The organism is Mycobacterium hainanense, from assembly GCF_041890355.1.
GTDB classification, from domain to species: domain Bacteria; phylum Actinomycetota; class Actinomycetes; order Mycobacteriales; family Mycobacteriaceae; genus Mycobacterium; species Mycobacterium hainanense.
In genome coordinates this window covers 1,441,097-1,465,724 of record NZ_CP169059.1, presented here as the reverse complement: position 1 = coordinate 1,465,724, position 24,628 = coordinate 1,441,097, and the positions used below count along the sequence as shown (strand labels likewise).

General features: G+C 69.6%; 20 protein-coding genes and 1 riboswitch. Of the genes, 6 read left to right on the top strand and 14 right to left on the bottom strand.

The genetic code is table 11. The features are described from left to right. The first annotated feature begins 4 nt into the window (after positions 1–4). From ACEL92_RS07040 to fadD21, 3 genes are all read left to right on the top strand, one after another. Positions 5–1,582, top strand: coding sequence for a PucR family transcriptional regulator (locus ACEL92_RS07040; RefSeq protein ID WP_374024906.1), 1,578 nt, complete (start codon positions 5–7; stop codon positions 1,580–1,582). A gap of 42 nt (positions 1,583–1,624) precedes the next feature. Beyond that, positions 1,625–1,807: riboswitch (cobalamin riboswitch) on the top strand. A 173-nt stretch (positions 1,808–1,980) separates the two neighbouring features. After that, positions 1,981–3,642 carry a PPE family protein gene (locus ACEL92_RS07035; protein WP_374024905.1) on the top strand — a complete coding sequence of 554 codons (1,662 nt, stop codon included), beginning with the start codon at positions 1,981–1,983 and terminating at the stop codon, positions 3,640–3,642. Positions 3,643–3,778: 136 nt separating this feature from the next. Then, positions 3,779–5,518: a fatty-acid--AMP ligase FAAL21/FadD21 gene (gene fadD21 / locus ACEL92_RS07030; RefSeq protein WP_374024904.1), complete on the top strand. Its 1,740-nt coding sequence runs from the start codon at positions 3,779–3,781 to the stop codon at positions 5,516–5,518. Positions 5,519–5,527: 9 nt separating this feature from the next. Here fadD21 and ACEL92_RS07025 read toward each other — a convergent pair whose 3' ends face one another. The 6 genes from ACEL92_RS07025 to fdxA all read right to left on the bottom strand — a co-directional run bounded on the left by ACEL92_RS07025 (position 5,528) and on the right by fdxA (position 12,209). Further along, positions 5,528–5,845 carry a hypothetical protein gene (locus tag ACEL92_RS07025; RefSeq protein ID WP_068081209.1) on the bottom strand — a complete coding sequence of 106 codons (318 nt, stop codon included), beginning with the start codon at positions 5,843–5,845 and terminating at the stop codon, positions 5,528–5,530. After that, on the bottom strand, positions 5,842–7,107 hold the full coding sequence (gene sat / locus ACEL92_RS07020) for a sulfate adenylyltransferase (protein WP_374024903.1): 1,266 nt from the start codon (positions 7,105–7,107) through the stop codon (positions 5,842–5,844). Before sat ends, ACEL92_RS07025 begins: the two co-directional genes overlap by 4 nt. Positions 7,108–7,171: 64 nt before the next feature. Further along, on the bottom strand, positions 7,172–7,855 hold the full coding sequence (gene cysC, locus ACEL92_RS07015; RefSeq protein ID WP_374024902.1) for an adenylyl-sulfate kinase: 684 nt from the start codon (positions 7,853–7,855) through the stop codon (positions 7,172–7,174). Positions 7,856–8,290: 435 nt separating this feature from the next. Continuing rightward, a complete protein-coding gene (locus tag ACEL92_RS07010) occupies positions 8,291–10,654 on the bottom strand; it encodes an amino acid permease (protein ID WP_374024901.1) in 2,364 nt (787 codons plus the stop codon). A gap of 89 nt (positions 10,655–10,743) precedes the next feature. After that, positions 10,744–11,829 (bottom strand): succinyldiaminopimelate transaminase, encoded by a 1,086-nt coding sequence (gene dapC, locus ACEL92_RS07005; protein ID WP_374026110.1) that lies wholly within the window; start codon positions 11,827–11,829, stop codon positions 10,744–10,746. A gap of 53 nt (positions 11,830–11,882) precedes the next feature. Then, entirely contained in the window at positions 11,883–12,209 is a 327-nt protein-coding gene (gene fdxA / locus ACEL92_RS07000) for a ferredoxin (RefSeq protein ID WP_374024900.1), read from the bottom strand. A gap of 375 nt (positions 12,210–12,584) precedes the next feature. On the opposite strand from fdxA, the gene ACEL92_RS06995 reads away from it, so the two are divergent. After that, a complete protein-coding gene (locus ACEL92_RS06995; RefSeq protein ID WP_374024899.1) occupies positions 12,585–12,917 on the top strand; it encodes a hemophore-related protein in 333 nt (110 codons plus the stop codon). A gap of 8 nt (positions 12,918–12,925) precedes the next feature. Here the strand turns inward: ACEL92_RS06995 and ACEL92_RS06990 are convergent, their stop codons facing one another. From ACEL92_RS06990 to mshB, 4 genes are all read right to left on the bottom strand, one after another. Further along, positions 12,926–13,690: a maleylpyruvate isomerase N-terminal domain-containing protein gene (locus tag ACEL92_RS06990; RefSeq protein WP_374024898.1), complete on the bottom strand. Its 765-nt coding sequence runs from the start codon at positions 13,688–13,690 to the stop codon at positions 12,926–12,928. 29 nt (positions 13,691–13,719) lie between these two features. Beyond that, positions 13,720–16,338 carry a bifunctional FO biosynthesis protein CofGH gene (locus ACEL92_RS06985; protein ID WP_374024897.1) on the bottom strand — a complete coding sequence of 873 codons (2,619 nt, stop codon included), beginning with the start codon at positions 16,336–16,338 and terminating at the stop codon, positions 13,720–13,722. 108 nt (positions 16,339–16,446) lie between these two features. Continuing rightward, a complete protein-coding gene (locus ACEL92_RS06980; protein WP_374024896.1) occupies positions 16,447–16,908 on the bottom strand; it encodes a hypothetical protein in 462 nt (153 codons plus the stop codon). Between the two features lie 93 nt (positions 16,909–17,001). Next, positions 17,002–17,904: an N-acetyl-1-D-myo-inositol-2-amino-2-deoxy-alpha-D-glucopyranoside deacetylase gene (gene mshB, locus ACEL92_RS06975; RefSeq protein ID WP_374024895.1), complete on the bottom strand. Its 903-nt coding sequence runs from the start codon at positions 17,902–17,904 to the stop codon at positions 17,002–17,004. A gap of 80 nt (positions 17,905–17,984) precedes the next feature. On the opposite strand from mshB, the gene ACEL92_RS06970 reads away from it, so the two are divergent. Next, the gene (locus tag ACEL92_RS06970) at positions 17,985–18,590 is read left to right on the top strand and encodes a TetR/AcrR family transcriptional regulator (RefSeq protein WP_374024894.1); all 606 of its coding nucleotides are present in this window, start codon (positions 17,985–17,987) and stop codon (positions 18,588–18,590) included. Between the two features lie 12 nt (positions 18,591–18,602). Here ACEL92_RS06970 and ACEL92_RS06965 read toward each other — a convergent pair whose 3' ends face one another. The 3 genes from ACEL92_RS06965 to ACEL92_RS06955 all read right to left on the bottom strand — a co-directional run bounded on the left by ACEL92_RS06965 (position 18,603) and on the right by ACEL92_RS06955 (position 23,048). Continuing rightward, a complete protein-coding gene (locus ACEL92_RS06965; RefSeq protein WP_374026109.1) occupies positions 18,603–20,492 on the bottom strand; it encodes an ABC transporter family substrate-binding protein in 1,890 nt (629 codons plus the stop codon). 45 nt (positions 20,493–20,537) lie between these two features. Further along, entirely contained in the window at positions 20,538–22,427 is a 1,890-nt protein-coding gene (gene typA, locus ACEL92_RS06960; RefSeq protein WP_374024893.1) for a translational GTPase TypA, read from the bottom strand. A 216-nt stretch (positions 22,428–22,643) separates the two neighbouring features. Continuing rightward, positions 22,644–23,048 (bottom strand): (deoxy)nucleoside triphosphate pyrophosphohydrolase, encoded by a 405-nt coding sequence (locus ACEL92_RS06955; protein ID WP_374024892.1) that lies wholly within the window; start codon positions 23,046–23,048, stop codon positions 22,644–22,646. 24 nt (positions 23,049–23,072) lie between these two features. Here ACEL92_RS06955 and ACEL92_RS06950 point away from each other — a divergent pair, with 24 nt between their 5' ends. Further along, positions 23,073–23,357, top strand: a complete 285-nt coding sequence (locus tag ACEL92_RS06950) for a 4a-hydroxytetrahydrobiopterin dehydratase (RefSeq protein ID WP_374024891.1) — start codon at positions 23,073–23,075, stop codon at positions 23,355–23,357. Here ACEL92_RS06950 and ACEL92_RS06945 read toward each other — a convergent pair whose 3' ends face one another. Further along, a complete protein-coding gene (locus ACEL92_RS06945; protein ID WP_374026108.1) occupies positions 23,358–24,602 on the bottom strand; it encodes a mannosyltransferase in 1,245 nt (414 codons plus the stop codon). Positions 24,603–24,628 lie beyond the last annotated feature (26 nt).

Sequence of the window (24,628 nt, the reverse complement as noted above, 5' to 3'; positions counted from 1 at the left end):
GACAATGGCCGGTGTGGGGCTGGGACAGCTGCTGCTGGCCCTGGACGCGACCCTGGTCAGCCTGAAGGAGGCGCCGCGGGGGCTGGACCTCCCGGTGAGCTCGGCGGCTCTGATCGACAGCGACGACGTGCGGCTGGGGCTGGCGGCGGCCGCCGGCTCGGCCGACGTGTTCTTCCTGCTGGGGGTCGCCGACGACGAGGCGTTGCGCTGGATCGCCAAGCAGGCGCGCGAGCGGGTGCCCGCGGCGATCTTCGCGAAGGAGCCGTCGACCGCGTTGGTGAGCGCGGCGGTCGGGGCCGGGGCGGCGGTGGTGTCCGTCGAGCCGCGGGCGCGCTGGGAGCGGCTCTATCAGTTGGTCAACCACGTCCTGGCGCACCACGGCGACCGTGCCGATGCGGCGGAAGACTCGGGCACCGACCTGTTCGGCTTGGCGCAGTCGCTGGCCGATCGCATCCACGGCATGGTCAGCATCGAGAACGCCCAGTCGCAGGTGCTGTCGTATTCGGCCTCCAACGACGAAGCCGACGAACTGCGTCGCCTGTCCATCCTGGGCCGGGCGGGACCGCCCGAGCATCTCGAATGGATCGGCCAGTGGGGCATTTTCGACGCGCTACGGGCCGGGGACGGGGTGATCCGCGTAGCCGAGCGCCCGGAGTTGGGTCTGCGCCCCCGGCTGGCCGTCGGGATCTACCAACCCGACGCGCGGCGGCCGCCGGAGTTCGCCGGCACCATCTGGGTGCAGCAGGGCAGCCTTCCCCTGGCCGACGACGCCGAGGAGATGTTGCGGGGCGCGGCCGTGCTGGCCGCGCGCATCATGGCGCGGCTGGCCGCCCGGCCGTCCACCCACGCGCGGCGGGTGCAGCAGCTGTTGGGCTTGGTCGACGGCGATCCCGACGCGGACGCGGTCGCCCGCGAACTCGGTCTCACCGCCGACGGCGCCGCGGCGCTGGTCGGCTGGGACGCCGGGGACGCCACGCCGCACCAGGTCCGGCTGGCCGACGTGATGGCGCTGAGCGCCAGCGCATTTCGCCGGGACGCCCAGGTGGCCTCTCGCGGGTCGCGCATCTACGTGCTGCTGCCGCAGACGCAGAGCCGCGCCGTCACCTCGTGGGTCCGCGGCACCATCGCGGCGATGCGCACGGAGCTCGGGGTGCAGCTGCGGGCCGCCATCGCCGCGCCGGTTGCGGGCCTTGCCGGAATCGCCGGCGCGCGCGCCGAGCTGGACCGCGTGCTGGACAGCGCTGCGCGGCATCCCATTTCGATTCCACCGGTGACGTCGCTGGCCGAGGCGCGCACCACCGTCCTGCTCGACGAGATCGTCGCCCTGATCGGCCGCGAGCAGCGCTTGACCGACCCGCGGATCGTCGGCCTGCGGGCCGACGATCCCGTCCTCGCCGCTACGCTGCGCGTGTATCTGGACGCCTTCGGCGATATCGCATCGGCCGCACGTGAGTTGCGGGTGCACCCCAACACGGTTCGCTACCGCATCCGGCGCGTCGAGAAGTTGTTGGACACGTCACTGGCCGATCCTGAGGCGAGGCTGCTGTTTTCACTGGCCCTGCGGGTCACCGAAGGCGGCTGACGCGCCTTCGCCGGGCGCTTTGGCGGGATTTTGCCAACCGGCACTCGCAACCCATGCGACAATGTCACCCGTAAGGTGATGACGATGCAGGAAGCCGGTGCGAATCCGGCGCGGTCCCGCCACTGTCATCGGGGAGCGACCCTCAACTGCCACGGCTGACAAGCTGGAAGGCGAGGCGAGCAGCGATCCGAGAGCCAGGACACTCGCGTCATTGCGTCCTGCGACCCGGGGCGGTGCACCCCGAGAGAGCTGTCAATCACCATGTCCCGTCCCCAGGCATGGGTGGCCGTCGACGCCACCACCGAATGGGCGCCCCGACGCTGCGCCCACAACAAGTCCACACCCGACCGCACGATCCCCGCGGCAAGGGCTTTGGCCACCGCCCAAGGCAGCGGTCGATGACCGCCCCGATCTGGATGGCCTCCCCTCCCGAGGTGCATTCGGCGCTACTGGGCAGCGGACCCGGCCCCGGCCCGTTGTTGGCGGCCGCGGCGACCTGGAGCTCGTTGAGCGCCGAGTACGGCCAGGCCGCCGCCGAGTTGACCGCGCTGCTGGGCGCGGTGCAGGCAGGAGCCTGGGGCGGAACGACCGCCGAGGCCTACCTGGCCGCGCACACCCCGTATCTCGCGTGGCTGGCGCGCGCCGGTGTCGACAGCGCGGCCATGGCCGCCCAGCAGCAAGCGGCGGCCGTTGCCTATTGCACCGCCCTGGCCGCCATGCCGACCCTGCCCGAGTTGGCCGCGAACCACGCCACCCACGCCGCGCTGGTGGCGACGAATTTCTTTGGCATCAATACCATCCCAATCGCGCTCAACGAGGCGGACTACGCCCGGATGTGGGTCCAGGCGGCCGGCGTGATGAGCGCCTACGAGGGCGTCGCCACCGCCGCGGTGGCCGCCGCCCCCGAAGCGACGCCGGCCCCACGGGTCATGGCCGCCGACACGCTGGCGGCCGCTTCCTCCGTGTCGTCGCTGCCCCCCGACCGGCAGAACGACGTGCTGGACTGGCTCGAGCGGATCGGCTTCGTCGACTTCTACAACAGATTCATCCAGCCGTTCATCGACCTGCTGATGAACAACCCGTTCTTCAAGGCGCTGTTCTCCGGGTTCGACCCGTGGCTGCCCGTCCTGGGCAACCCGCTGAGCTTCCTGAACCCGTTCAACATCGCGTTCGCCCTCGGCTATCCGATGGATTTCGGTTCGTACTTCGCCTACCTGGCGCAAACCTTTTCGTTCATCGCCGCCGACCTCGCGGCGGCGTTCGCTTCGGGCAATCCCGCGACCATCGCCTGGACATTGTTATTCACTGCGATCGAAGCCATCGGCACGATCATCACCGACACCATCGCGTTGATCAAGACGCTGCTCGAGCAGATGATCGTGCTGATCCCGGCTATCGTGCCCCTGCTGACCATCCCGGTGATTCCGTTGGTGGTGCCCGCCCTGGTCGGTGGTCTGGCCGGCCTGACGGGTTTGGCTGGGCTGCATGCCATCCCGGTGTCTCCGGTTCTGGCGGACCCGTCGTTCGTCCCGGCGGCGCTGGCGCCGACCCCGCCGCCCACGCCCAGCCCGGCTCCGGCGCCCGTGGCCGCGCCGGCGGCGGCGCCCGCCGCGGTACCCGCGCCGCCCACGCCCGGCCCACCGCCGCCGACACCGTCGGTGCCGCCCGGGGCGACGATGCCGGGTCTGGCGTACCTGGTCGGCCAGTTGACGGCCGATGCCCGCGGGTCGGTGAGCGCAAAGGCGCGCGCGAAGCGCTCGGCTGAGTCCGACCTGGTCGAGGTCCCCGCGGCGGCCGAGGCCGAGCGCGAGGTGTCGCAGGCGCGGCGCCGGCGGGCGGATATCAGGCAACTCGGCCGTCGATACGAATACCTCGACGCGGAACCGTCGTCGAGCCCCTCGGATCGGGGCGCGGAAACCCTGGGCTTCACCGGAACCGCACCCGCCAATGGGGCCACCGCGCCGGCCGGACTGACCGCGCTGGGCGACGATGCCTTCGACGGCGCCGCGCGCACACCGATGTTGCCGCACACCTGGGACCACGGCCCGGCCGCACCCTGAACGGCCTGCGGTACACCGGTTCTCGTCGGTGAACCGCGGCCGGGAGCGGCCGGGCGCGCGCGGCGGCCCGCGGCCGGAGGCCGGGCCTGACGCGACCGTGGTCCGCAAACGGCGCAAGAGCGGTAGCCTGACCCGCATGCAGAACGCGTCGGTGGTCTCCCTGCTGCGTGAACGCGCGGGTCTGCAGCCCGACGAGATCGTGTTCCGGTACACCGACTACGACCACGATTTGGCGGGCGTCACCGAGACGTTGACGTGGGCGCAGCTGTACCAGCGGACCCTGAACGTCGCGCACGAGGTGCGGCGGCACGGCGCCGTCGGGGACCGGGCCGTGATCCTGGCCCCGCAGGGCCTGCCCTACATCGTGGCATTCCTGGGCGCGATGCATGCCGGGCTGATCGCGGTGCCGCTGTCCGTCCCGGCGGTGGGCGCACACGACGAACGGGTGAGCGCTGTCCTGGCCGACACCACGCCCACCGTCATCCTCACCACGAAGGCCGTCGCCGCAACCGTCACCGAGTACCTCCAGCAGCCGGGCTCGACCACCACCCCGGCCGTCGTCGAGGTCGATGCGCTGGATTTGGACGACACCTCCGCGCCGAGCATCCGACTCAGCGGTGCCCCCGGCACGGCGTACCTGCAGTACACGTCCGGCTCGACGCGCCTGCCGGCCGGGGTGATGATCTCGCACCGCAACCTGCATGTGAACTTCCAGCAGCTGATGGCCGCCTACTTCGTCGAATTCAACGGCGTACCGCCACGCGAAACCGCCGCCGTCTCCTGGCTGCCCTTCTACCACGACATGGGGTTGGTGCTGGGCGTCATCGCGCCGATCATGGGTGGTTATCGCGGTAACCTGACCAGTCCGGTCGCCTTCCTGCAACGACCGGCACGCTGGATCCAGGCGATGTCGATCGGCGCACCGGTGATGTCGGCGGCCCCGAACTTCGCCTTCGAATTGGCCGTCCGCAAGACGAAGGACGCCGACCTGGAGGGCGTCGACCTGGGACGCGTCCTGGGCATCGTCAGCGGCGCCGAACGCATCCACCCCGCAACGCTGGATCGGTTCGCTAAACGCTTCGCGCCGTACAACTTTGACGAGCGCGCGATGCGCCCGTCCTACGGATTGGCCGAGGCCACCGTCTACGTCACCAGCCGCACCACCCGCGGCGGCCCCCGGGTCGTCCACTTCGAATCCGAGAAACTGTCGGAGGGCGCCGCGCAACGCTGCTCGCCGGAGCGCGGCTCGCCGCTCCTGAGCTACGGCATGCCGACATCGCCGGCGGTGCGCATCGTCGACGCCGAGACCCGCCGGGAATGCCCGGCGGGCACGGTCGGCGAGATCTGGATCCACGGCGAGAACGTTTCCGGTGGGTACTGGCAGAAGCCCGACGAGACCGCACGCACCTTCGGCGGCATCGTGGCCGACCCGTCGCCGGGCACACCCGAGGGACCGTGGCTGCGCACCGGCGACCTCGGGTTCGTCTGCGAGGGCGAGATGTTCATCGTGGGCCGGACGAAGGATCTTCTGATCGTCTACGGCCGCAACCACTATCCCGAGGACATCGAGTCGACGGTGCAGGGCATCACCGGGGGCCGCGTCGCGGCGATCTCCGTGCCGGTGGAGGAGACCGAGAAGCTGGTCGCCATCATCGAAATGAAGAAGCGCGGCGACTCCGACGAGGAGGTGTCGCGCCGGTTCGACGTCGTCAAAAGCGATGTGACCGCGGCGATTTCGAATTCGCACGGTCTCAATGTCGCCGACCTCGTGCTGGTGTCGCCGGGGTCGATTCCCACCACGACGAGCGGCAAGATCCGGCGCGCCGCCTGCGTCGAGCAGTACCGCCGTCAGGAGTTCACCCGGCTCGACGCGTGAGCGCCGGGCCTAGGATTGCGATTCGGCGAGGAAGCGGTCCACCACGTCGGGACCCGTGGAGTGCAGCGCGATGGACAGCTCCAGCAGCCTGTCCTTGACCTTCTTGGGCAGCAACTCGATGGACTTGGTGGTGGCGGAGTCGTATTTCGATCCCGGGAAGCGTTGCAGGACAATGTCCTTCTGCTCTTCCGTGGTGTAGATCTCGAGGAGCTTCATCCCTGCGAAGGCTTCCTTCGCCGAGTCGGCCATTCCCGCTTTCGCCAGCGCCTCGAGCCGTTCCTCGTTGATCCAGACATTGACCTTGATCTTCTTGGCGTCGCCACTCATGATCGGGATCCCTCCAACGGGTTCAGCGTGAACACGGGCAGCCGGTCGGCCAGGTACTCCTCGGTGACGAACGGCGAGCCCTGGCCGTACTTGGCGGCGGCCTCGAGAACCACCTCGAACACCTCGTGCCGCATCACCTGCTGCGTTGGCTTCACCTCGTCGGTCAGGATGCTCCTGATCAGGCTTCCGCTGAAACTCTGCGCCGTGGAATCGTGGCCGCACAGCGCCGAGTTGGTCACTTCCCGGCACTCGGGGCAATACCAGTTCTCGCGCAGGAACACCGGCTTGATGCCCAACTCCGACCGGTGTTCCTGAAGGAGGTTCTGCGAGTCGTACGGGTGGTAGAAGTCGCCGACGCCCGCGTGGTCGCGACCGAACATGTGGTGAGTGCACCCGAGGTTGGTGCGCAGGATGGCGTGGAAGATCGCCTCGCGCGGTCCCGCGTATCGCATGTCCCACAGCGTGAAGGTCACCTTGTGGACGTCCTCCCGGAAATATCCGCTCTTTCTGAGCTCGTCCTGGGTGAGCAGGATCGCCTCGTCGATGTAGTCGCCCACCCGCTTCTGCCCAATGATCGCGTTGACCAGCACGCCCGTGCTCAGGTCGTCGACCGGCTGGTCTTCGTTGGCGGCCAGCCAAGCCTGCTTCATCAGCGCCTCGTGTCCGGTGTGCGGGACGTTGCGGGTCTGATGCGCGACGACGTGCGTCCAGTTCTTCTCCGCGAGCAAGTCCTGGTGCTGCCTGGGCGTGAGCCAGAAGCTCTTGAAGGGCTCGTTGAACACCGGCTCGTTGATCAGCGTGACGTCCCCGGCGACGAACCGGTCCGCGTAGGCCAGCGTCTTCTTGACCCCGGGATGACGGGGATCCGTTGTGCCGTAGGTCTTCTCAGCCAGGCGCTGCAGGTCGTACTCGTAGATTTCGGTGACGTCCAGGATGGCGATCGGAACGTCGGTGTACTCCAGCACCACGCTCGCGCCCTCTTCGACGCCCAGCTTCTCGATGTCGTTGGCGGACAGGTCGAACACGATCGGAATGCTCCACAGCGTCCCGTCCGGCAGCGCCAACTTGTCCAGCGTGGTGTCGACGTCCTGCCGGCCCATGAACCCGGTCAGCGGCGTGAAGAACCCGTAGGAAAGGCTGATGACCTCATGCGCCGTCGCCTTCGAGATGGGCACCCGCGCCAGGCCGTGAATGCGGCCGGCCGCGTTGTCGGTGGCCACCCGCTCCACGATCGGCTTGTCGTTGTGACCCGTATAGCTCATTCGATGCCCCTTGCTTCGTAGTCCAACACTTTCCTGGCCAACAGCCCGGCGCCCGTGCCGATTCCTAAACCCCGACCGCGCCGTCCTGGCTGCGCGCGAGCGCCGGGATGACGCCAACCTTCTCGAGGTGGGCGATCACCTCATCGGCCAGCGTGTCCGCGTCCTTGGCACCGCCCTCGAGCCGCAATTCCGGTTGCACCGGAGCCTCGTACGGGTCGTCGATGCCGGTGAATCCCTTGATCTTGCCGGCACGCGCCTTTTTGTAGAGCCCCTTGGGATCGCGCTGTTCGCAGATCTCGATGGGGGTGTCGATGAAGATCTCCTGAAAGTCGCCTTCGAGCAGCGTTTCGCGCACCGCGTCGCGGTCACGCCGGTAGGGACTGATGAAGGCCGTCAAGGCGATGACACCGGCCTCGCAGAACAACTTCGAGACGGCACCGATGCGCCGGATGTTCTCCTCGCGATCTTCGGCGGAGAAGCCCAGGCCGAACCTCTTGGCGAACGCCACGCCGTGGCGCGGCTCCAGGGTGTCCGGGCCGGCGTTGAGACCGTAGCGGACATTGTCCCCGTCGAGGAGGTAGCTGCGGATGCCCCGCTCGTACAGCTTCTGCTCGACGGTGTTGGCCACCGTGCTCTTGCCGCTGCCGCTGAGCCCCGTGAACCACAGGACGCAGCCTCGGTGCCCGTTGAGCCGTTCCCGGCTGTCGCGGCTGATGTGGTGTTCGTGCCAGGTGATGTTGTTCGACATTTTCGGCTCCTCAACACCGATCTCGGTAGAAGTCCTCCCACGACCTTCACCAGATCGCTCACCAATCAAACCGGGCTGTGACCGGCCGGTTACTTAAGATGGCCAATTTACAGGAGTTTTCCGGGCCGCCGCCACCGTGCCGCGGCCGCCGCGCGGCGGCGTTCGGCCAGCTCCGGGCGCCGCGGGTTGCAGCGGCGCCGGGCGGGACGGGCGGGAGGCGCCGCCGGGCCCGGGCGCCGATGGTTAGCACCACGGTGAGCCGAATGCCTCCGTCGCGCCGGTAGGGGGACGACGATGCCGCGGCCTGCGCGGCGGCCCCGTTTTCTCCGGCAGCGCACCGGTGGTCGTGAGAACCGGCGAAAATCGCCGGCCCGGCTGCGCGGAATACGCGAAACGCGATGAGGCCAGCTCGGTTTGGGGGCAGTCGGGCGGGGGTTACGCTTCGCCGGCGTCTCCGGATTCACCGGAGTCGACCGCCTCCGCGGGGTCCTCGATGACCTGATACGTCGGGTCGACCATCGACATGGGCCGGTTGCCGGTCTGGCGGGGCTTCCCGGTTATCCGCAACAGCTGTCCGGGTTGAATGTCGGCGCCGCCGTGGCCGGGACGGAAGGTGATGGTGATCTCCCCGCTGTTGTCCCCGACGACGACCTCGCGCAGGGTGCGCCCGCGGTCGTTGACGTCCTCGACTTCGCTGACCCGTCCCTCGACGGTGGCCCGTTGCCCAGAGATGAGACCGGCCACCAGGATGACCGACGGCGGCCGCTCCGGGTGCTCGTAGGCGTCCACCTTTTCGTCCTCGCCCCGGGAAACCCACGCCTCGAGCTTCTCGATCTCCTCGGCGATCCGCTGCTCGAAGGTGTCCGGGTAGGCCTCCCTGATGCGCGATTCCACGTCGTAGGGCACGATCGTCGCGGCCGCGTCGGGGATCAGGCTCACCGCGCTGGAAATCTTGTCCGCGGTGCGGTCGTGCAGCAGCCGCCCCAGCAGCCGCCCGTACGTCCGGCGCGGCAGCAGCACCGTCACGTTGGTGCGCGCTTGTTCGTCGCGGGCCTTGGCGACAAACAGCTGTGCGGCCCGGATGATCCGCCGGTCCGGGCAGTCGACAACCCGCAACGGGGTGTCCAGATCGAAGTGGTCCCAACGCTTTCGCAGCATGGCGGCGTGGGCCGGGTCCACCATGAAGTGGACGGCGGTCAGCTCGTCGGCGCGTAACCCCCTGCCGTAGCGCAGCGCTTCGATCACCGCCAGGTCGACGGAGTCGATGAACACGAAAACCCGGTGCCGCGCGTACTTCACCAACTCGGGGCGGTCGGTGCGGAACATCTCGAGAATGGCTGCTTCGGCGCGGTATTCGCGGTTGAGCCGCGTCAATATGAACACCAGCAGCGGGAAGACGATGACCACCAGCCACGCGCCCTCGGTGAACTTCGCCACCGCGAAGATGCCCACCACGATCGTGGAGAGGATCGCCGCGGACAGGTTGATCGCCAGGCGACGGCGCCATCCCGGTTCCCGGTGCGTCAAATGGTGTTTGGTCATCCCGTAGCCGGCCATCGAAAACCCCGTGAAGACGCCGATCGCGTAGAACGGGACCAGCGCGTTGACCGAGCCGCCGGTCACCACCAGCAGCAGCACCGACAGCGCGGTCAGGGTGATGATGCCGTTCGAGAAGACCAGGCGATGACCGCGTTTGGTGAGTTGGCGCGGCAGGAAGCGGTCCTCGGCGACGAAACTGGCCAGCGCCGGGAACCCGTTGAAACTGGTGTTCGCGCCGGTGAACAGGATGGCGGCGGTGGCGGCCTGGACCAGAATGTAGAAGACGTTGCCGAGCACGCCGTTGCCGAAGACGGCGCGACCGATCTGCGATAGCACTGAAGGGTATTCGGTGAGATACGGCGTCGCGTGGGTGACATGGGCCAGATAGGCGACGCCGGCCAGCAAAACGCCCAGGATGGTGGCCATCGCGGTGAGCACTCGGCGGGCGTTGCGGCCCTGCGGCTTTCGGAAGTGGTCGACCGTATTGGAGATGGCCTCCACCCCCGTCAGGGACGAGCCGCCGTTGGCGAAGGCTCGGAGTAACACCAAGATCGTGGCCCCCAGCACCAGCCCGTTGCCTTGGTGAACGGGCACGCTTCCCGCCATGTGCGTGGGATCGTAAATCGGCAGATTCCCCAGGGCCGCTCGGATGACGCCGACCACGATGGTCACGCCGACCATGCCGATGAAGGCATAGGTGGCCAGCGCGAACGGCAGGCCCGCTTCCTTCAAGCCACGCAGGTTTGCGTAGCAGATGGCAAGCACCACACCGACCGTGATTTCCAGGCTGTAGGGGCCCAGCGCGGGGACGGCCGACACCACCGCGACCGTCCCGGCCGCCGACTGCACCGCGACGGTGACCACGTAGTCGATCAACAGCGCGGCGGCGGCGATCTGCGCCACCCGAGGCCCGAAATTCTCGCGGGCGACGATGTAGGAGCCGCCCGCCCGGGTGTAGGCCATGACCACCTGCCGATACGAGGCGGCCACCAGCACCAGGATCAGCAGGATGACACCGGTGATCGGCAACAACAACAGAAAGGCGGCCAACCCCGCGTGCGGCAACAGCTCGATCAAGATCTGCTCGGGACCATAGGCGACCGATGACACCGCGTCTGGCGAAAGCGCGCCCAGCGCAACCGGATTCGACAACTTCTCGGAGGCGATGTCCTCGGTCACCAGCGGCTTGCCCAGGAACACCCGCTTGGCGATGTCCCCGACCGAAAGGGGGATGCGTAGCTTGCCGGCCGAAGTGGTCACGACCACCGTCCTTACCGTGAGCGGGCGAAACACCTCCGATGCATTGTGCACGTTCGCCGCCGCCACGGTGGCAGCCGGGCGGCGCCCGGCTAGCCCAATCGCTGCACCGCGGCGGCGATCCGCTCGTCGGTGGCCGTCAACGCGACGCGCACGTGCTGCGCGCCGCGCGGGCCGTAGAAGTGGCCGGGCGCCACCAGGATGCCGCGCCCCGCCAGCCAGCCGACGCTGTCCGCGCACGATTCGCCGCGCGTGGCCCACAGGTACAGGCCGGCTTCGGAATGGTCGACGGCGAATCCGGCCGCCCGCAGCGCAGGCAGCAACGTGGTGCGCCGCCGTTCGTACCGCTCGCGCTGCGCCCGCTCGTGGGCGTCGTCGTCCAGCGCCGCGACCATGGCCGCCTGCACCGGGGTGGGCACCATCATCCCGGCGTGCTTGCGCACCGCCAGCAGCTCGGCCACCAGGTCCGGGTCACCGGCGACGAAACCGGCGCGGTAACCGGCCAACGACGAGCTCTTCGACAGCGAGTGGATCGCGAGCAGCCCGCGGTGGTCGCCGTCGCACACGGACGGATGCAGGATCGACAGCGGTTGGGCGTCCCAACCCAGGCCCAGGTAACACTCGTCGGAGGCCACCACGCTGCCGCGCTCGCGCGCCCAGCCGACCACTTTGCGCAAGTGGTCGACGCCCAGCACGCGGCCGGTGGGGTTGCTCGGGGAGTTCAGGTAGACCAGCGCCGGCGATTGGGGGCCCGACTGGGTCAGCGAATCGGCGCGCAACACCGGCGCCCCGGCCAGCCGCGCCCCGACCTCGTAAGTCGGATACGCCAGCTCGGGCACCACGATCACGTCGGCGGGTCCCAGCCCCAGCAGCGTCGGCAACCAGGCGATGAGCTCCTTGCTGCCGATCACGGGCAGGACGGCGGCCTCGGTCAGCCCGGTAACGCCGAACCGGCGGGCCAGCGCGGCGACGGCCGCTTCCCGCAGTCGCGGGGTGCCGGCGGTGGCGGGGTACCCGGACGCGGAAGCGCCGGCGGCGAGCGCCTCTTGGATCACCGGCGCGACGGGGTCGACCGGGGTACCGACGGACAGGTCGACGATCCCGTCGGGATGGGAGGCGGCCAGCGCCTTCGCGTCGGCCAGCGTGTCCCACGGGAACTCCGGCAGGGACGCCGACACCCGCCCGCGTGCGGCGCGCGGCCTCACCCCGGGCTGGTCCAGCACCGGCCGGCTCAGTCGCCCTCGCCCTGCGGCGGCAGGTCCTTGACCACCTGGGGGTCGTTCTCGGTCAAGCCGACCTTGGCGGCGCCGCCCGGCGACCCCAGCTCGGTGAAGAAGTCGGCGTTGATCTGGGTGTACTGGCTCCACTGCTCGGGCACGTCGTCTTCGTAGTAGATCGCTTCGACGGGGCAGACCGGCTCGCACGCCCCGCAGTCGACGCACTCGTCGGGGTGGATGTACAGCATCCGCGCGCCCTCGTAGATGCAATCGACCGGGCACTCCTCGATACATGCCTTGTCTTTGATGTCGACACAGGGCTCGGCGATCGTGTAGGTCACAGACGTCTCCTCTATGTACTACTTCGGTGTGGGCTGCTCTTCGGCTCGCGCCCAGTGCTTCCGGCCGCTCCGGGCAAAGCTTTCGGTTACTGATACTAGACGTTGCACATACACGTCAACCACTCGGCACGCCCGTTAACTAGACGATTTAAGACCGTCAGTCTCGGAGCCCGCGACCGGGGCCCGTTTCGCCAAGGGCGAACACCGGCCGGAGGCCGCCGACCTGCGCATAGTCGCAGTCCAGCGGGGTGGTGCGATAACCGTTGAGATGGAAGGACGGTCGTGGTGCCTGGTAACCTCAACCGGAAGACGGCAACCGCTGGGTGAGATGTCGTCGCCTTGATAGCGGTGCATTAACGGGGAAGGTGTCCACACATGAGGCTGTCGTTGACCAAAGTGACCGTCGCGATCGGTAGCGCGGCGGTGGCGTTGACCGCCGGCGCCGGGATCGCATCCGCGGACCCGACGGACGCGATCATCAACACCACGTGCAACTACGGACAGGTGATCGCGGCGCTCAACGCCACCGATCCTGCGGCCGCCGCGCAGCTGAACAGCTCGCCCGTGGCGCAGTCCTACATCCGCAGCTTCCTGGCCTCGCCGCCGCCGAAGCGCCAGCAGATGGCCCAGCAGATCCAGGCGATGCCGTCGGCGCAGAAGTACTACGACGACATCAACCAAGTCGCTGTCACCTGTAACAACTTCTGAGCCCCGGTTCAGTAACCGCTGAGCAGGCCGCGCACGCGGCCCAGCGTCTGCGGTCCGACGCGGCTGCAGATTCGTGACGGGTCCGCGGGCCTACGCCCCCAGAGCAACAGGACCCTCGCGGCCGGGTCGGTTTCCAGCGTCGCGGGGCCCTCGGGTTCGGCCAGTTCGATGGCGGTACGGCCGGCCTCGCCGCTGACAACGACGTCGTCGCCGGCGGGGACCCGCAGCCGCGCCTCGACACGCTCGCCCGGCGCTAACCGCTTGGCCCCCTTGGCCAGCAGCGGCTTTCCGACCGCCAGGACGCTGTGGGTGGTCATCCAGGGCTCGGCCAGGCGCGCCCGCGCCGCCGCGTCATCGCCGGTGATGTCCCAGCCGTGCAGCACGAGCTCCTCGCGCATGTGCTCGGCGAACCACGGCACCTTCATGGTGCGGCCCGTCCACGCGACGTCGGTGTCCTGTGGCACGGCGTCGGCCGCCGCCGCCACGCGGTTCAAGGTGGCCATCCGGTCGAAGAGCGCGTCCCACAGATCCGAGTCGGTCAGGGCGCGCAGTGGTCCCTCACGCTCCTCGAAACCGCGCGTGCCGACGGGTTCTCCCTCCAAGTGCGCGGCCAGCACCCGGGCGATCTCCTCGGCGTTTCCGGCCTGATGGATAACGATGTCGCGGACCGTCCAGGCCTCACACCAGGTGCCGGCGTCGGGCCGCCGCTGCTGCACCGCGTCCACGAATGGGCGCCACTCCGGGAACCGGTCGTCGTCGATCTGTCGGTTCACGGCGTCGTAATACCCGCCCCGTCCGAGCGCTAAGCGGCCCGCGGGGCGTAGGTGGTGGTGCGTTGCCGCGCCGGCCGCCCGATCCCTTCGGCGATCTCGGTCAGCTCCTCGACCGTCTTGGCCGACCCGTGTTCCGAACCGGCCATCCGCGAGATGGTCTCCTCCATCAGCGTGCCGCCCAGATCGTTCGCGCCGCCGTTGAGCATCACCTGGGTCCGCTCGACGCCGAGCTTCACCCAGCTGGTCTGAATCTGGGAGATGCGGCCGTGCAACATGATTCGCGCCAATGCGTGCACGGCCCGGTTGTCCCGGTGAGTGGGTCCGGGGCGGGCCGCGCCGGCCAGGTACAGCGGCGAACTCTGGTGCACGAACGGCAGCGGCACGAACTCGGTGAACCCGCCGGTGCGGTCCTGGATCCCGCGCAGCACGTTGAGGTGGGCGACCCAGTGCCGTGGGCTGTCGACGTGCCCGTACATCATCGTCGACGACGACCGCAGGCCCACCTCGTGCGCGGTGGTCACGATGTCGATCCACTCCGAGGTCGGCAGCTTGCCCTTGGTCAGCACCCAGCGCACCTCGTCGTCCAGGATCTCGGCGGCGGTGCCGGGGATGGTGTCCAGCCCGGCCTCGCGCAGGCTGATCAGCCACTCGCGCACGCTGAGCCCACTCTTGGTGACTCCGTTGGCGATCTCCATGGGCGAGAAGGCATGCACATGCATCGACGGCACCCGAGCCTTGACGGCGCGGACCAGGTCGGCATACCCGGTGACCGGCAGCTCCGGGTCGATCCCGCCCTGCATGCACACCTCGGTGGCGCCCTGGACGTGCGCCTCCCAGGCGCGGTCGGCCACCTCGTCGGTCGACAGCGAGTACGCGTCGGCGTCGCCCTTGCGCTGCGCGAAGGCGCAGAACCGGCAGCCGGTGTAGCAGATGTTGGTGAAGTTGATGTTGCGGTTCACCACGAAGGTCACGTCGTCGCCGACTGTGTCGCGGCGTAGCGAATTAGCAAGGGCGGCAACGGCTTCCAGCGCCGGCCCGTCGGCGGTCGCCAGCGCCAGGTACTCGTTGTCGCTGCAGCCGGCGGGATCGCGCTCGGCCGCCCGCAGCGCGGCAAGCACATCGGTGTCGATCCGCTCGGGGGCGCGTGCGGCCAGTTCGTGCACGTGCGCGCGGATCGACTCCCAGTCGCCGAAGGCGCTGTCCAGATCGCTGCGGGCTTCGGTGGCGCGGCCTTCGGTGTCGATTGCGGCGTTGAGGTCGACGCGCCCCGTGGACGCGACGTCGTCGGGCTCCTGCCAGGGCAGCCCCACCGGGTTGACGTCGCGCGCCAGGCCGGTCGCCGGGTCGGCCAGCGCCAGCACATGCCCGCGCACCCGCGGGTCGATCCACGCGGCCCCCGCCTGTACGTATTTCGGCTGGGCCGTAAGCCGCTGAACCAGTTCGTATCCGGCCCGGGCGGTGATGTCGGCGAGGTCATCCAGCGCGGGCCACGGCCGCTCGGGGTTGACGTGATCGGGCGTGAGCGGTGAGACGCCGCCCCAGTCGTCGACCCCTGCGCCGACCAGCGCCAGGCACTCGTCGGGCGACACCAGGTTGGGCGGCGCCTGGATGCGCATGCCGGGGCCGAGCACCAGCCGGGCGACCGCCACCGTCGCCAGGTAGTCGTCGATCCCCGCATCGGGCACGCCGGCCATCGCGGTGTGCTCCTTGGCCCGGAAGTTCTGCACGATCACTTCCTGAACATGCCCGAACTCCTTGTGCGACTTGCGGATCGCGTGCAGGGTCTCGGCCCGTTCGGTCAGCGTCTCGCCGATGCCGACCAACAGGCCGGTCGTGAACGGAATGGACAACCGGCCCGCGTCGGTCAGGGTGCGAAGCCGGACGGCGGGATCCTTGTCCGGGCTGCCGTAGTGCGCAAGGCCTTTCGTCTCGAACAGCCGCCGCGACGTGGTCTCGAGCATCATGCCCATCGACGGCGCCACCGGCTTGAGCCGGGCCATCTCCGACCAACTCATCACGCCGGGGTTCAGGTGTGGCAGTAGCCCGGTTTCTTCGAGCACCCGGATCGCCATGGCCCGCACGTAGGACAGCGTGGAGTCGTAACCTCGTTCGCCGAGCCACTGCGCCGCCTCCGGCCACCGATCCTCGGGGCGGTCACCGAGGGTGAAAAGCGCTTCCTTGCAACCGAGTTCGGCCCCGCGGCGGGCGATGTCGAGGATCTCGTCCGGCTCGAGATACATGCCCGCGCCCTGCGCGCGCAGCTTGCCCGGGACGGTGACGAAGGTGCAGTAGTGACACGTGTCGCGGCACAGGTGGGTGACGGGGATGAACACCTTGCGCGAATAGGTGATCGGTAATCCGCCGCCGGGGCCGTGCCGGCCGGCCGACGCCAGCCCGGCATCGCGTACCCGCGCCGCGCTGGCGCACAGATCCGCGAGGTCGTCTCCCCGCGCTGTCATCGCGACGGCCGCCTCGTCGACGTTGAGCGCGACGCCGTCTCGGGCGCGACGCAACACCCGCCGCAGCGCAGATGCGCTCGTCTTTGGCGGAACCACAGGATTAGGAAGAGCGGTAGGCTCCTCGCCCGGAGTCAGCGGCACCTTCGTGTAACTTCCCCACGATCGAATTTCATCCGCGTGTCCCAACATGTGAAATTTTCTCTCGGACCCGTGCGGGCCCCGTCTGCGCAACAGTCAACAGTAGCGTCAGGCCCGCACCGGCAGGCGGGGACATCCCTGCCCGCCTGCGCGCGAACGTCAGGCCCGGTGGCCGCGCCGCCACAAGACCCAGAACGGCGGCGCCGCCCCCAGCACGATCAGCAGCAGCGCCCCGTAGGCCATCACGCCGCGGCCGCCCAGGATGATGTCGTCGGCCGGCCCGCCCATGCTGATCACCGCCACGGTGAGCAGCCACGTCCACAGGGGCAGCGCGGCCAGCCGCGACGACGTGGTCCACCGCGCGGCGGCCCACACCAGGGCGGCGTTGACCAATCCTGAAAGCAGTCCGCTGATGGGGAACGGGACCGACCCGATGTAGGAAGGCAGCAGCAGGGCCCCCGCCAGTGCGGAAAGGACCCCGTCGACGGCCAGCAGCGCCAGGACAACGAAACGGATCGCGGGGTCTGTCGCGCCGCCGTCTTCGATCGGGAGGGCGCGCGGCTTCGTGTCGGTCAGGTCGGAACGCTGTCGATGTTGGAGAGTATCGAGCCGATAACCCATTGCAGGCTGTCGAGCCGGTCCTGCCAATGCTGCTGATTAGGGTCCAGGTCGGGGTCCATGCGAAGTCCTTCCGTGGCTGCCTGATTCGCCAGCCTACCGCGCGACGACCGTGCCGAAATCGAGCCCGGCGAGCAGGTCCGTCTCCCAGCCGCGCTCGTCGCGCTCCCCCGCCGTGCCGGCGGCCAGCACGTAGTGTTCGTCCGCCAGGATCGGCAGCGCCATGTTGTTCGACAGGGCGCAGGCCCGCCCGGTCGGTCCGACGACCACCTGGGTGGCGTGCGCGGCCAGTGCTGCCCTCTTGGCCGCCCACGCGGCGACGGCGGGCTCGACGACGGCGTCGATGTCGGCGTCCGCGTACCCGAAGCCGAATTCCTCCTCCGGAGCGATCATCCACCCGGGCCGCAGATCCTCCGGGCCCAGTGCGCGCATGCCCGCCAAGAAGGCACGGGTGGCGAACACCGACCAGTAGAACTTCGGCACGGTCCACGGCTCGCCCGGGAAGTCGTCGGCGCCTGCGGCGGCCACGGCGCGCGTGGTGACGGTGTGGGCGTGGACGTGATCGGGGTGGCCGTAGCCGCCGCCCGGGTCGTAGGTCACGACGACGTGGGGGCGGTGCTCGCGGATGACGGCGACCAACGCGCCGACGGCCTCCCGCTCGTCGGCGTCGATGAACCGCTGGCGCCGCCGTCCCGGTGTGCCGGGCATGCCCGAGTCGCGCCAGCGCCCGGCGCCGCCCAGGTAGTGGGGTTCGTGGACGCCCAGTTCACGCAGTGCGGCGGTGAGCTCGCCGATCCGGTAGCCCCCCAACTGATCCGCGCGATCGACGGCCAGCTCGGCCCAGCGCTCGCCGATGACCTCGCCCTCCTCACCGAGTGTGCAGGTGACGACGCGCACGTCCGCCCCGCGGGCGGCGTAGTGGGCGATGGTGGCGCCGTTGCTGAGGCTCTCGTCATCGGGATGCGCGTGGACGAACAGCAGCCGTGGAGTCTCAGGCATGGACGGCACCCTACCCGCCCGCCACCGGCCGTTGCGGTCTTAGGGCCGCGAATAGGAACGCGTGCGGCTACTATCGAGGAATGCCGCAGCTCACCAAGACCGCCCCGGCCGGCGGCCGGAGCCGCCGACGGGGCGAGGTCCTCGAACGGGCGCTGTATCAGGCCACCCTGGCCGAGCTGGCCGAAGTCGGGTATGGCGGGCTGACGATGGAGGGCATTGCCGCGCGCGCCCACACCGGAAAGGCGGCCCTGTACCGGCGCTGGGCCTCCAAGTGCGAGCTGGTGCACGCCGCACTGGTCCATACCTTGCCGCCGCTGCCCGAGGCGCGGGCCGGCCGGTCGGCGCGGGACAACCTGCTGACGGTCTTCACCGCGCACCGCGACATCTGCGCCGGCAAGACCGCGTTCCCCGGCATGGCCACGGTCAACCAGCTCCTGCACGAACCCGAGATGCGGGCCATCTTCGCCGACGCGGTGGTGGCTCCCCGGCTCCAGATCGTCGAAGCGATCCTGCGGGCCGCCGTGGAGGAGGGCGACCTCGATCCGGAGATCATCACCCCGCTCACCGCGCGCATCGGCCCGGCACTGATCAATCAGCACTTCCTGCTGACCGGATCGCCGCCTAACCGACGGGAGCTGGCGCTGATCGTCGACACCGTGATCCCGCCGCGGACCAGGCGGGCCTGACCGGGAGGCCCGTCAGGGTCCCGTCTTGATCCATTGGCCGGCGTCGCCGACGATGCCGACCGGCACCACGCCCGTCAGGCTGACGTTCTGCACGCTGGGGCCTGCCGCGACGATCGTGGTGTCCTGCAGGATCGGCAACACCGTGGACATGTTCCACAGCCGCGGCTCGACCGCGGTGATCACGTCGTTGATGCTCTTGGTGCCGTTGAGCGCGGCGTCGATGTTCGACTGGACGCTGCGGTCGCAGATGCCGGTGAGGTTCGACGGCGCCTGCACCAGGGCGTTGGGGTCCGGCGGCCGACTGGGCGGGGACGACGTCGGCGTGGTGGCGGAGGCGCTCGACCCGGTGGGCGGCGGCGCGCTCGACGGGGGCGGATTGGTCGTCGGCCCCGTCGACGTCGGCACCTGCGTCGCCTGCAGCGCCGGGCAGCCGTAGCGCGACGCCAGCCGCGTCGCCAGGCTCCCGCCCGCCTGATGCCAGCCGACGATCGCGTCCACCTGGTTGTTGTTCAGCGCGTCGCGATACAGAGTCACCGGGTCCAGCGCCAGCACGCTGGCGGCGATGCCGACGTTGCGCAGCTGGTCGGCGGCGGTGTTGGCCACCGCGACGGAGGTCGGGTCGTTGGCCGCCACGCCGATGACCAGCGACAGCTGTTGACCGTCCTTGCTGATCCGGCCGCGGATGACCTCGGGCGGTGCGGTGTTCGCCGGCGTCGGGGCCGGCGACGTCGTCGCGTTGCCCTCGACCTTGTACCCGGCACCCTCCAGCAGCGCCAGCGCCGCCGGGGTCGTCATCGCGGGCGGCGCGGTCGGCTCGTAGCCGGGGTCGCTGGGCGCGCGGATCTGGGCCTGGTCCAGCGTGACGGTGTTGTCGCTGCCGGCACCCACGGCCGCGAGCAGGTCGACGTCGAGCAGCCCCAGGATCGCCTTGCGCAGCTGGGCGTCGGACAGCTTGGGCTCGTTGGCGCGCAACGTCAGCTGCATGACCCGCGGCGTCACGATCCGCGCGGTGCGCACACCCGGGATGGCGGACAGCTGCGCGAAGGCCGCCGATCCGCCGTGCACCTGCGCCACCTGGGTATCGCCGTTGCGGACCGAATCGGCCAGCGCGGCCGGCGCCCCGGCGCGCCGGAACAGGATGACGGCGGGCTTGGCCGGTGATCCCCAATAGCGGTCGTTGCGGGTTACCAGGATTTCGTCACGCTGCGGATCGATGCTCTCCACCCGGAACTGGCCGCCGGTCACGGGCAGCGCCCGGGCCAGTCCGGCCGCGAAACCGCCCGGCACGTCCTTGACGATGTGCGCCGGAAGGATGTTGCTGAACAGCTCTTTCCACGACGGATACGGCTGGGCGAAGGTGACCACCGCCTGCTTGCCGCCCTCCAGCGACTGCACACCGGTGATGAGGTCGTAGCCGGCGGGATCGACGACGCCGGGCTGACTGACCATCTGCCGCCACAGGTACCAGAAGTCGTCGGCGGCGATGGGGGCGTTGTCGGTCCATTGCGCCTCGGGCCGGATCTTATAGGTCACCGTGAACGGGTTCTGGTTGGTGACGTCGGCGGACTCCAGCAGGGTGGGGTCCATTTCCCAGCGCGAGCCCGTGGGCGTCGCGGGGTCGGGCACCGGCCTGAAGGCGCTGGGCAGCACCAGCGCGCTGATCGCCGCGTTTACCGGCGACAGGTCGGACAGCAGGTGTGGGTTGAAGCCGGCGCCGATCGAGTCGATGCCCATGATGATCTGGGTGGGTCGCGGCGGGGGCGGTGGCGAGGTGTGCGGCGTGTCGGTGCTCTGCGGCGCGGGCGGGGGGTTGACCGTGCACGCCGCCAGCGCCAGCCCGGTCAGCGAGAGGAGCGCGCCGGCCGTCACGAAGAAACGGCGGACTCGTCTCGGCATGCCGATCAGGCTAACGAGCAGCTGCCCAGCAGCCCGCCCAAGCACGCGCGATTAACCCCGGGCCTTGGCCCGCGCCCGGCTGCGGGCCCGGGTCGTGGCGTCCAGCTCGACCTTGCGGACCCGGACGATCTCCGGGGTCACCTCGACGCATTCGTCCTGGGCGCAGAACTCCATGGCCTGTTCCAGGTCCAGCTCGAGCGGCTTGGCCAGGGTCTCGATCACGTCCGCGGTCGACGAGCGCATGTTGGTGAGCTTCTTCTCCCTGGTGACGTTGATGTCGAGATCCTCTGCGCGCGGGTTGATTCCGACGACCATGCCCTCATAGGTGTCCTGTCCGGGCTCGACGAAGAACTGGCCGCGGTCGGCGAGCTGGATCATCGCGAACGGCGTGATGACGCCGGACCGATCGGACACCAGCGAGCCGGTGTGGCGGGCCCGGATCTCCCCCGCCCACGGCCGGTAGCCGTCGAAGACGGCGTTGGCGATGCCGGTGCCGCGGGTGATGGTGAGGAAGTCGGTGCGAAAGCCGATCAGGCCGCGGCTGGGCACGATGAAATCCATCCGGACCCAGCCGGCCGCGTGGTTGGCCATCTCCTCCATGCGGCCCTTGCGGGCGGCCATCAATTGCGTGATGGCGCCGACGAATTCCTCCGGGCAGTCGATCGTCATCGACTCGAACGGCTCGTGCAGCTTGCCGTCGATCGTCTTGGTGACCACCTGCGGCTTGCCGACGGTGAGCTCGAAGCCTTCCCGTCGCATCTGCTCGACCAGCACGGCCAGGGCGAGCTCGCCGCGGCCCTGCACCTCCCAGGCATCGGGCCGGCCGATGTCCACCACCCGGATGGACACGTTGCCGACCAGCTCCTGGTCGAGGCGATTGCGGACCATGCGCGCGGTCAGCTTGTGGCCCGGCAACTTGCCGGCCAGCGGCGAGGTGTTGGTGCCGATGGTCACCGAGATCGCCGGTTCGTCGACGGTGATCCGGGGCAGCGCGTGGGCGTGGTCGGGGTCGGCGAGCGTGTCGCCGATCATGATTTCGGGCAGCCCGGCGACCGCGACGATGTCACCGGCGATCGCCTCGTCGGTGGGGCTGCGCTCGACGCCCTCGGTGGCGAGCAGCTCGGTGATCTTGGCGCTGGTGATGACGGGCACCCCGTCCACCTCACGCATCCACGCGACCTGCTGGCCCTTGCGCAGCTTGCCGTTGTAGATGCGGATCAGGGCCAGCCGGCCGAGGAAGGCGGACGCGTCCAGGTTGGTCACCAGTGCCTGCAGCGGCGCCTCGGGGTCCCCCGACGGGGGCGGGATGTGCTCCATCAGAACGTCGAACAGCGGGTCCAGGTTGTCGCCGGCCGGCACCTCGCCGTCGGCCGGTTGGGTGGTGCTCGCGATGCCCGCGCGGCCGGAGGCGTACAGCGTCGGCAGGCCCAGCGCGTGCTCGGCGGCCTTGGCGGCCTCGTCGTCGAGGTCGGATGCGACGTCGAGCAGCAGGTCGTGACTGGCGTCGACGACCTCGGCGATGCGGGCGTCGGGCCGGTCGGTCTTGTTGACGACGAGGATCACCGGGAGGTGCGCCGCCAGCGCCTTGCGCAGCACGAAGCGCGTCTGCGGCAGCGGCCCCTCCGACGCGTCGACCAGCAGCAGGACGCCGTCCACCATGGACAGGCCGCGCTCCACCTCACCTCCGAAGTCGGCGTGCCCGGGGGTGTCGATGACGTTGATCACCGTGACGGTCCCATCCGGGTTGCGGCGGTGCACGGCGGTGTTCTTGGCCAGGATGGTGATGCCCTTTTCCTTTTCCAGGTCACCGCTGTCCATGATGCGTTCCTGGGTGTCGTCACCGCGGTGGGTCAGGGCGCCCGACTGCCGCAGCATGGCGTCCACCAGGGTGGTCTTGCCGTGGTCGACGTGGGCGACGATGGCGACGTTACGGAATGGCACGTCGGTGATTGTGGCAGCGCGGGGCGGTCAAAGGCGAACCGGCAGGTGCGCCCCGCCGGTCGTCCGGTGTGCGTCCAGGGTGGCCCGCCACGGCGTGTCGCCGCCCAGGACGCACGCCGAAAGCCCGGGACGCACGCCCATTCCGGATCGCCTACCAGCCCCCTGCGGCGAGGCCGTGCCGCCCGATTCGCACTTGGTGTCGCGGCTGCGGGCTCGTTATGAGGCGGCCGTGGACAGCGCCCGCACCAGGTCAGGGACCCAGCCGCGGTCGGCCGGCACCCAGTCGACACCGGGCAGCTCGTCCGCGCTCACCCAGCGCACCGCGCGATGGTCCCGCGCGAGCGGCTCGCCGTCGAGCAACCGCACGCGGTACGCCCGCAGGGTCATGCCCTCCAGCGCGACGTCGTCGCCCAGCCGGTTGCCCACCGCGACGTCGCCGACCTCGAGGCCCAGCTCCTCGGCCAGCTCCCGGGCTAACGCCTCCGGCTCCGTTTCACCCGGCGCGACCTTGCCGCCGGGCAGTTCCCAGCGGCCGGCCAACTCGGGCGGCCGCAGGCGTTGCGCCACCAGCACCGTGGCGCGGCGGATGACGGCGCCCGCGACGACGATCTGGGTCGGCATGGCCAGACGGTATACGGTCGATATATGGCTGTGTTAACGGATGAGCAGGTGGACGCCGCACTGCCCGATCTCGACGGATGGGAGCGCGCCGACGGTGCGCTGCGCCGGTCGATCAAGTTCCCGAGTTTCCTCGCCGGCATCGACGCGGTGCGCCGGGTGGGCGAGCACGCGGAGAGCAAGGACCATCACCCGGACATCGATATTCGTTGGCGGACGGTCACTTTCGCTCTGGTCACGCACTCGGAGGGCGGGATCACCGAGAAGGACGTCGCCATGGCGCACGACATCGACGGGATCGTCGGCAGCTAGTTATTCGTCCGCCCCATCCTCGACCGTCACTCCAGCGTGACGTTCGCCGGTGCCGGCGATCCAGAGCAGCGTCGCGACGGCCGCCACGATGTAGACCAGGCCGGCCCAGGCCAGATACCACGGCCGGCCGATCTGCCAGATGGTCGGCTGCGCGAAGCTCAGCAGCCACGGCACCCCGACGATGGTGAGCGCCAGCCAGCCCCAGCCCACGATCCGCGCGCCGGGGCGCTCGCGGGGCGGCCCGTGAATCGCCCAGACCATCAGCGGCACCAGCCACACCCAGTGGTGGGTCCAGGAGATCGGGGACAGCAGCAGCCCGAACAGCTCGACCACTAGCAACTTGCCCAGCCGGTCGGTCGGGTCGAGCGCTCGCCACGCCAGGGCAACCACCACCGCGGTGGCGCCAATGGCGATCAGCACCGGCGGGCCGAAACCCGCGTCGTGGCCCAGGATCCGGGAGATGCCGCCTCGCCAGGACTGGTTGAAGGAAGTGCCGATGGGCCCCACTCGGTGCGCGTCGCCCAGCAGCCTCGTGAAGTAGTAGCCGGTCTGATCGCCGACCACTAAGGCCGACACGCCGATGGTGGCGAGGAAGGCGACGACGGAGAATGCCGCCGCGGCCCATCGCCGCACCCCGACCAGATAAACGCCCGAGATCGCGGGCGTCAGCTTGATGCCGGCCGCCACGCCGACCAGCAGCCCCGACAGCCACCACCGCGTCGTCAACACCGCCCACAGCACCAAGAGCATCAGCAACACGTTGACCTGCCCGTAGTCGAAGGTGCTGCGCAGCGGCTCGATCCAGATGGTGATCGCCGTCCACAGCGTGGCCATGCGCCGTGCGCCTGCGCCCGGAGCGACGCCGATCAGGCGCTGACTGATCCGGATCGCGCCGTACAACGCAACCATCGTCGCGATCTGCCAGGCGAACGCGACCAGGCCGAACGGCAGCAGGCTCAGCGGATAGAACACGACCGCCGCGAAGGGCGGATAGGTGAACGGCAGCGGGAAGTCCGGCGTCTGGTCGGCGTAGACGTAGCTGTAAAGCGTCCCGGGGTGGTCGATGGCGGCGGCCCCGCCGAGGTAGACGTGCAGGTCGACGAAGTTCGCGCCGTGCGGCGCCAGGTACGTCCAGCCGAGCCGCGCGGCGACGCTGGCGAGCAGCAGCGCGGGCGCGGCCGCCCGAAGCGAACTCGCGAACCGCCGGCGATCCGATGCCGCCGTGGCAGCCGAGGTGGTGTCGATGAGCCGACTTTAGCGAGCCAGGCGGG

Bases quoted from the DNA above. Each gene is read 5' to 3' on its own strand.
- ACEL92_RS06970 (WP_374024894.1), top strand. From the start codon at position 17,985: ATGCCGCAGCTCACCAAGACCGCCCCGGCCGGCGGCCGGAGCCGCCGA.
- ACEL92_RS07035 (WP_374024905.1), top strand. From the start codon at position 1,981: ATGACCGCCCCGATCTGGATGGCCTCCCCTCCCGAGGTGCATTCGGCG.
- ACEL92_RS06985 (WP_374024897.1), bottom strand. From the start codon at position 16,338: ATGTTGGGACACGCGGATGAAATTCGATCGTGGGGAAGTTACACGAAG.
- mshB (WP_374024895.1), bottom strand. From the start codon at position 17,904: ATGCCTGAGACTCCACGGCTGCTGTTCGTCCACGCGCATCCCGATGAC.
- ACEL92_RS06955 (WP_374024892.1), bottom strand. From the start codon at position 23,048: ATGCCGACCCAGATCGTCGTCGCGGGCGCCGTCATCCGCCGCGCCACG.
- ACEL92_RS07040 (WP_374024906.1), top strand. From the start codon at position 5: ATGGCCGGTGTGGGGCTGGGACAGCTGCTGCTGGCCCTGGACGCGACC.
- ACEL92_RS06995 (WP_374024899.1), top strand. From the start codon at position 12,585: ATGAGGCTGTCGTTGACCAAAGTGACCGTCGCGATCGGTAGCGCGGCG.
- fadD21 (WP_374024904.1), top strand. From the start codon at position 3,779: ATGCAGAACGCGTCGGTGGTCTCCCTGCTGCGTGAACGCGCGGGTCTG.
- ACEL92_RS07025 (WP_068081209.1), bottom strand. From the start codon at position 5,845: ATGAGTGGCGACGCCAAGAAGATCAAGGTCAATGTCTGGATCAACGAG.
- sat (WP_374024903.1), bottom strand. From the start codon at position 7,107: ATGAGCTATACGGGTCACAACGACAAGCCGATCGTGGAGCGGGTGGCC.
- ACEL92_RS06950 (WP_374024891.1), top strand. From the start codon at position 23,073: ATGGCTGTGTTAACGGATGAGCAGGTGGACGCCGCACTGCCCGATCTC.
- ACEL92_RS06980 (WP_374024896.1), bottom strand. From the start codon at position 16,908: ATGGGTTATCGGCTCGATACTCTCCAACATCGACAGCGTTCCGACCTG.
- cysC (WP_374024902.1), bottom strand. From the start codon at position 7,855: ATGTCGAACAACATCACCTGGCACGAACACCACATCAGCCGCGACAGC.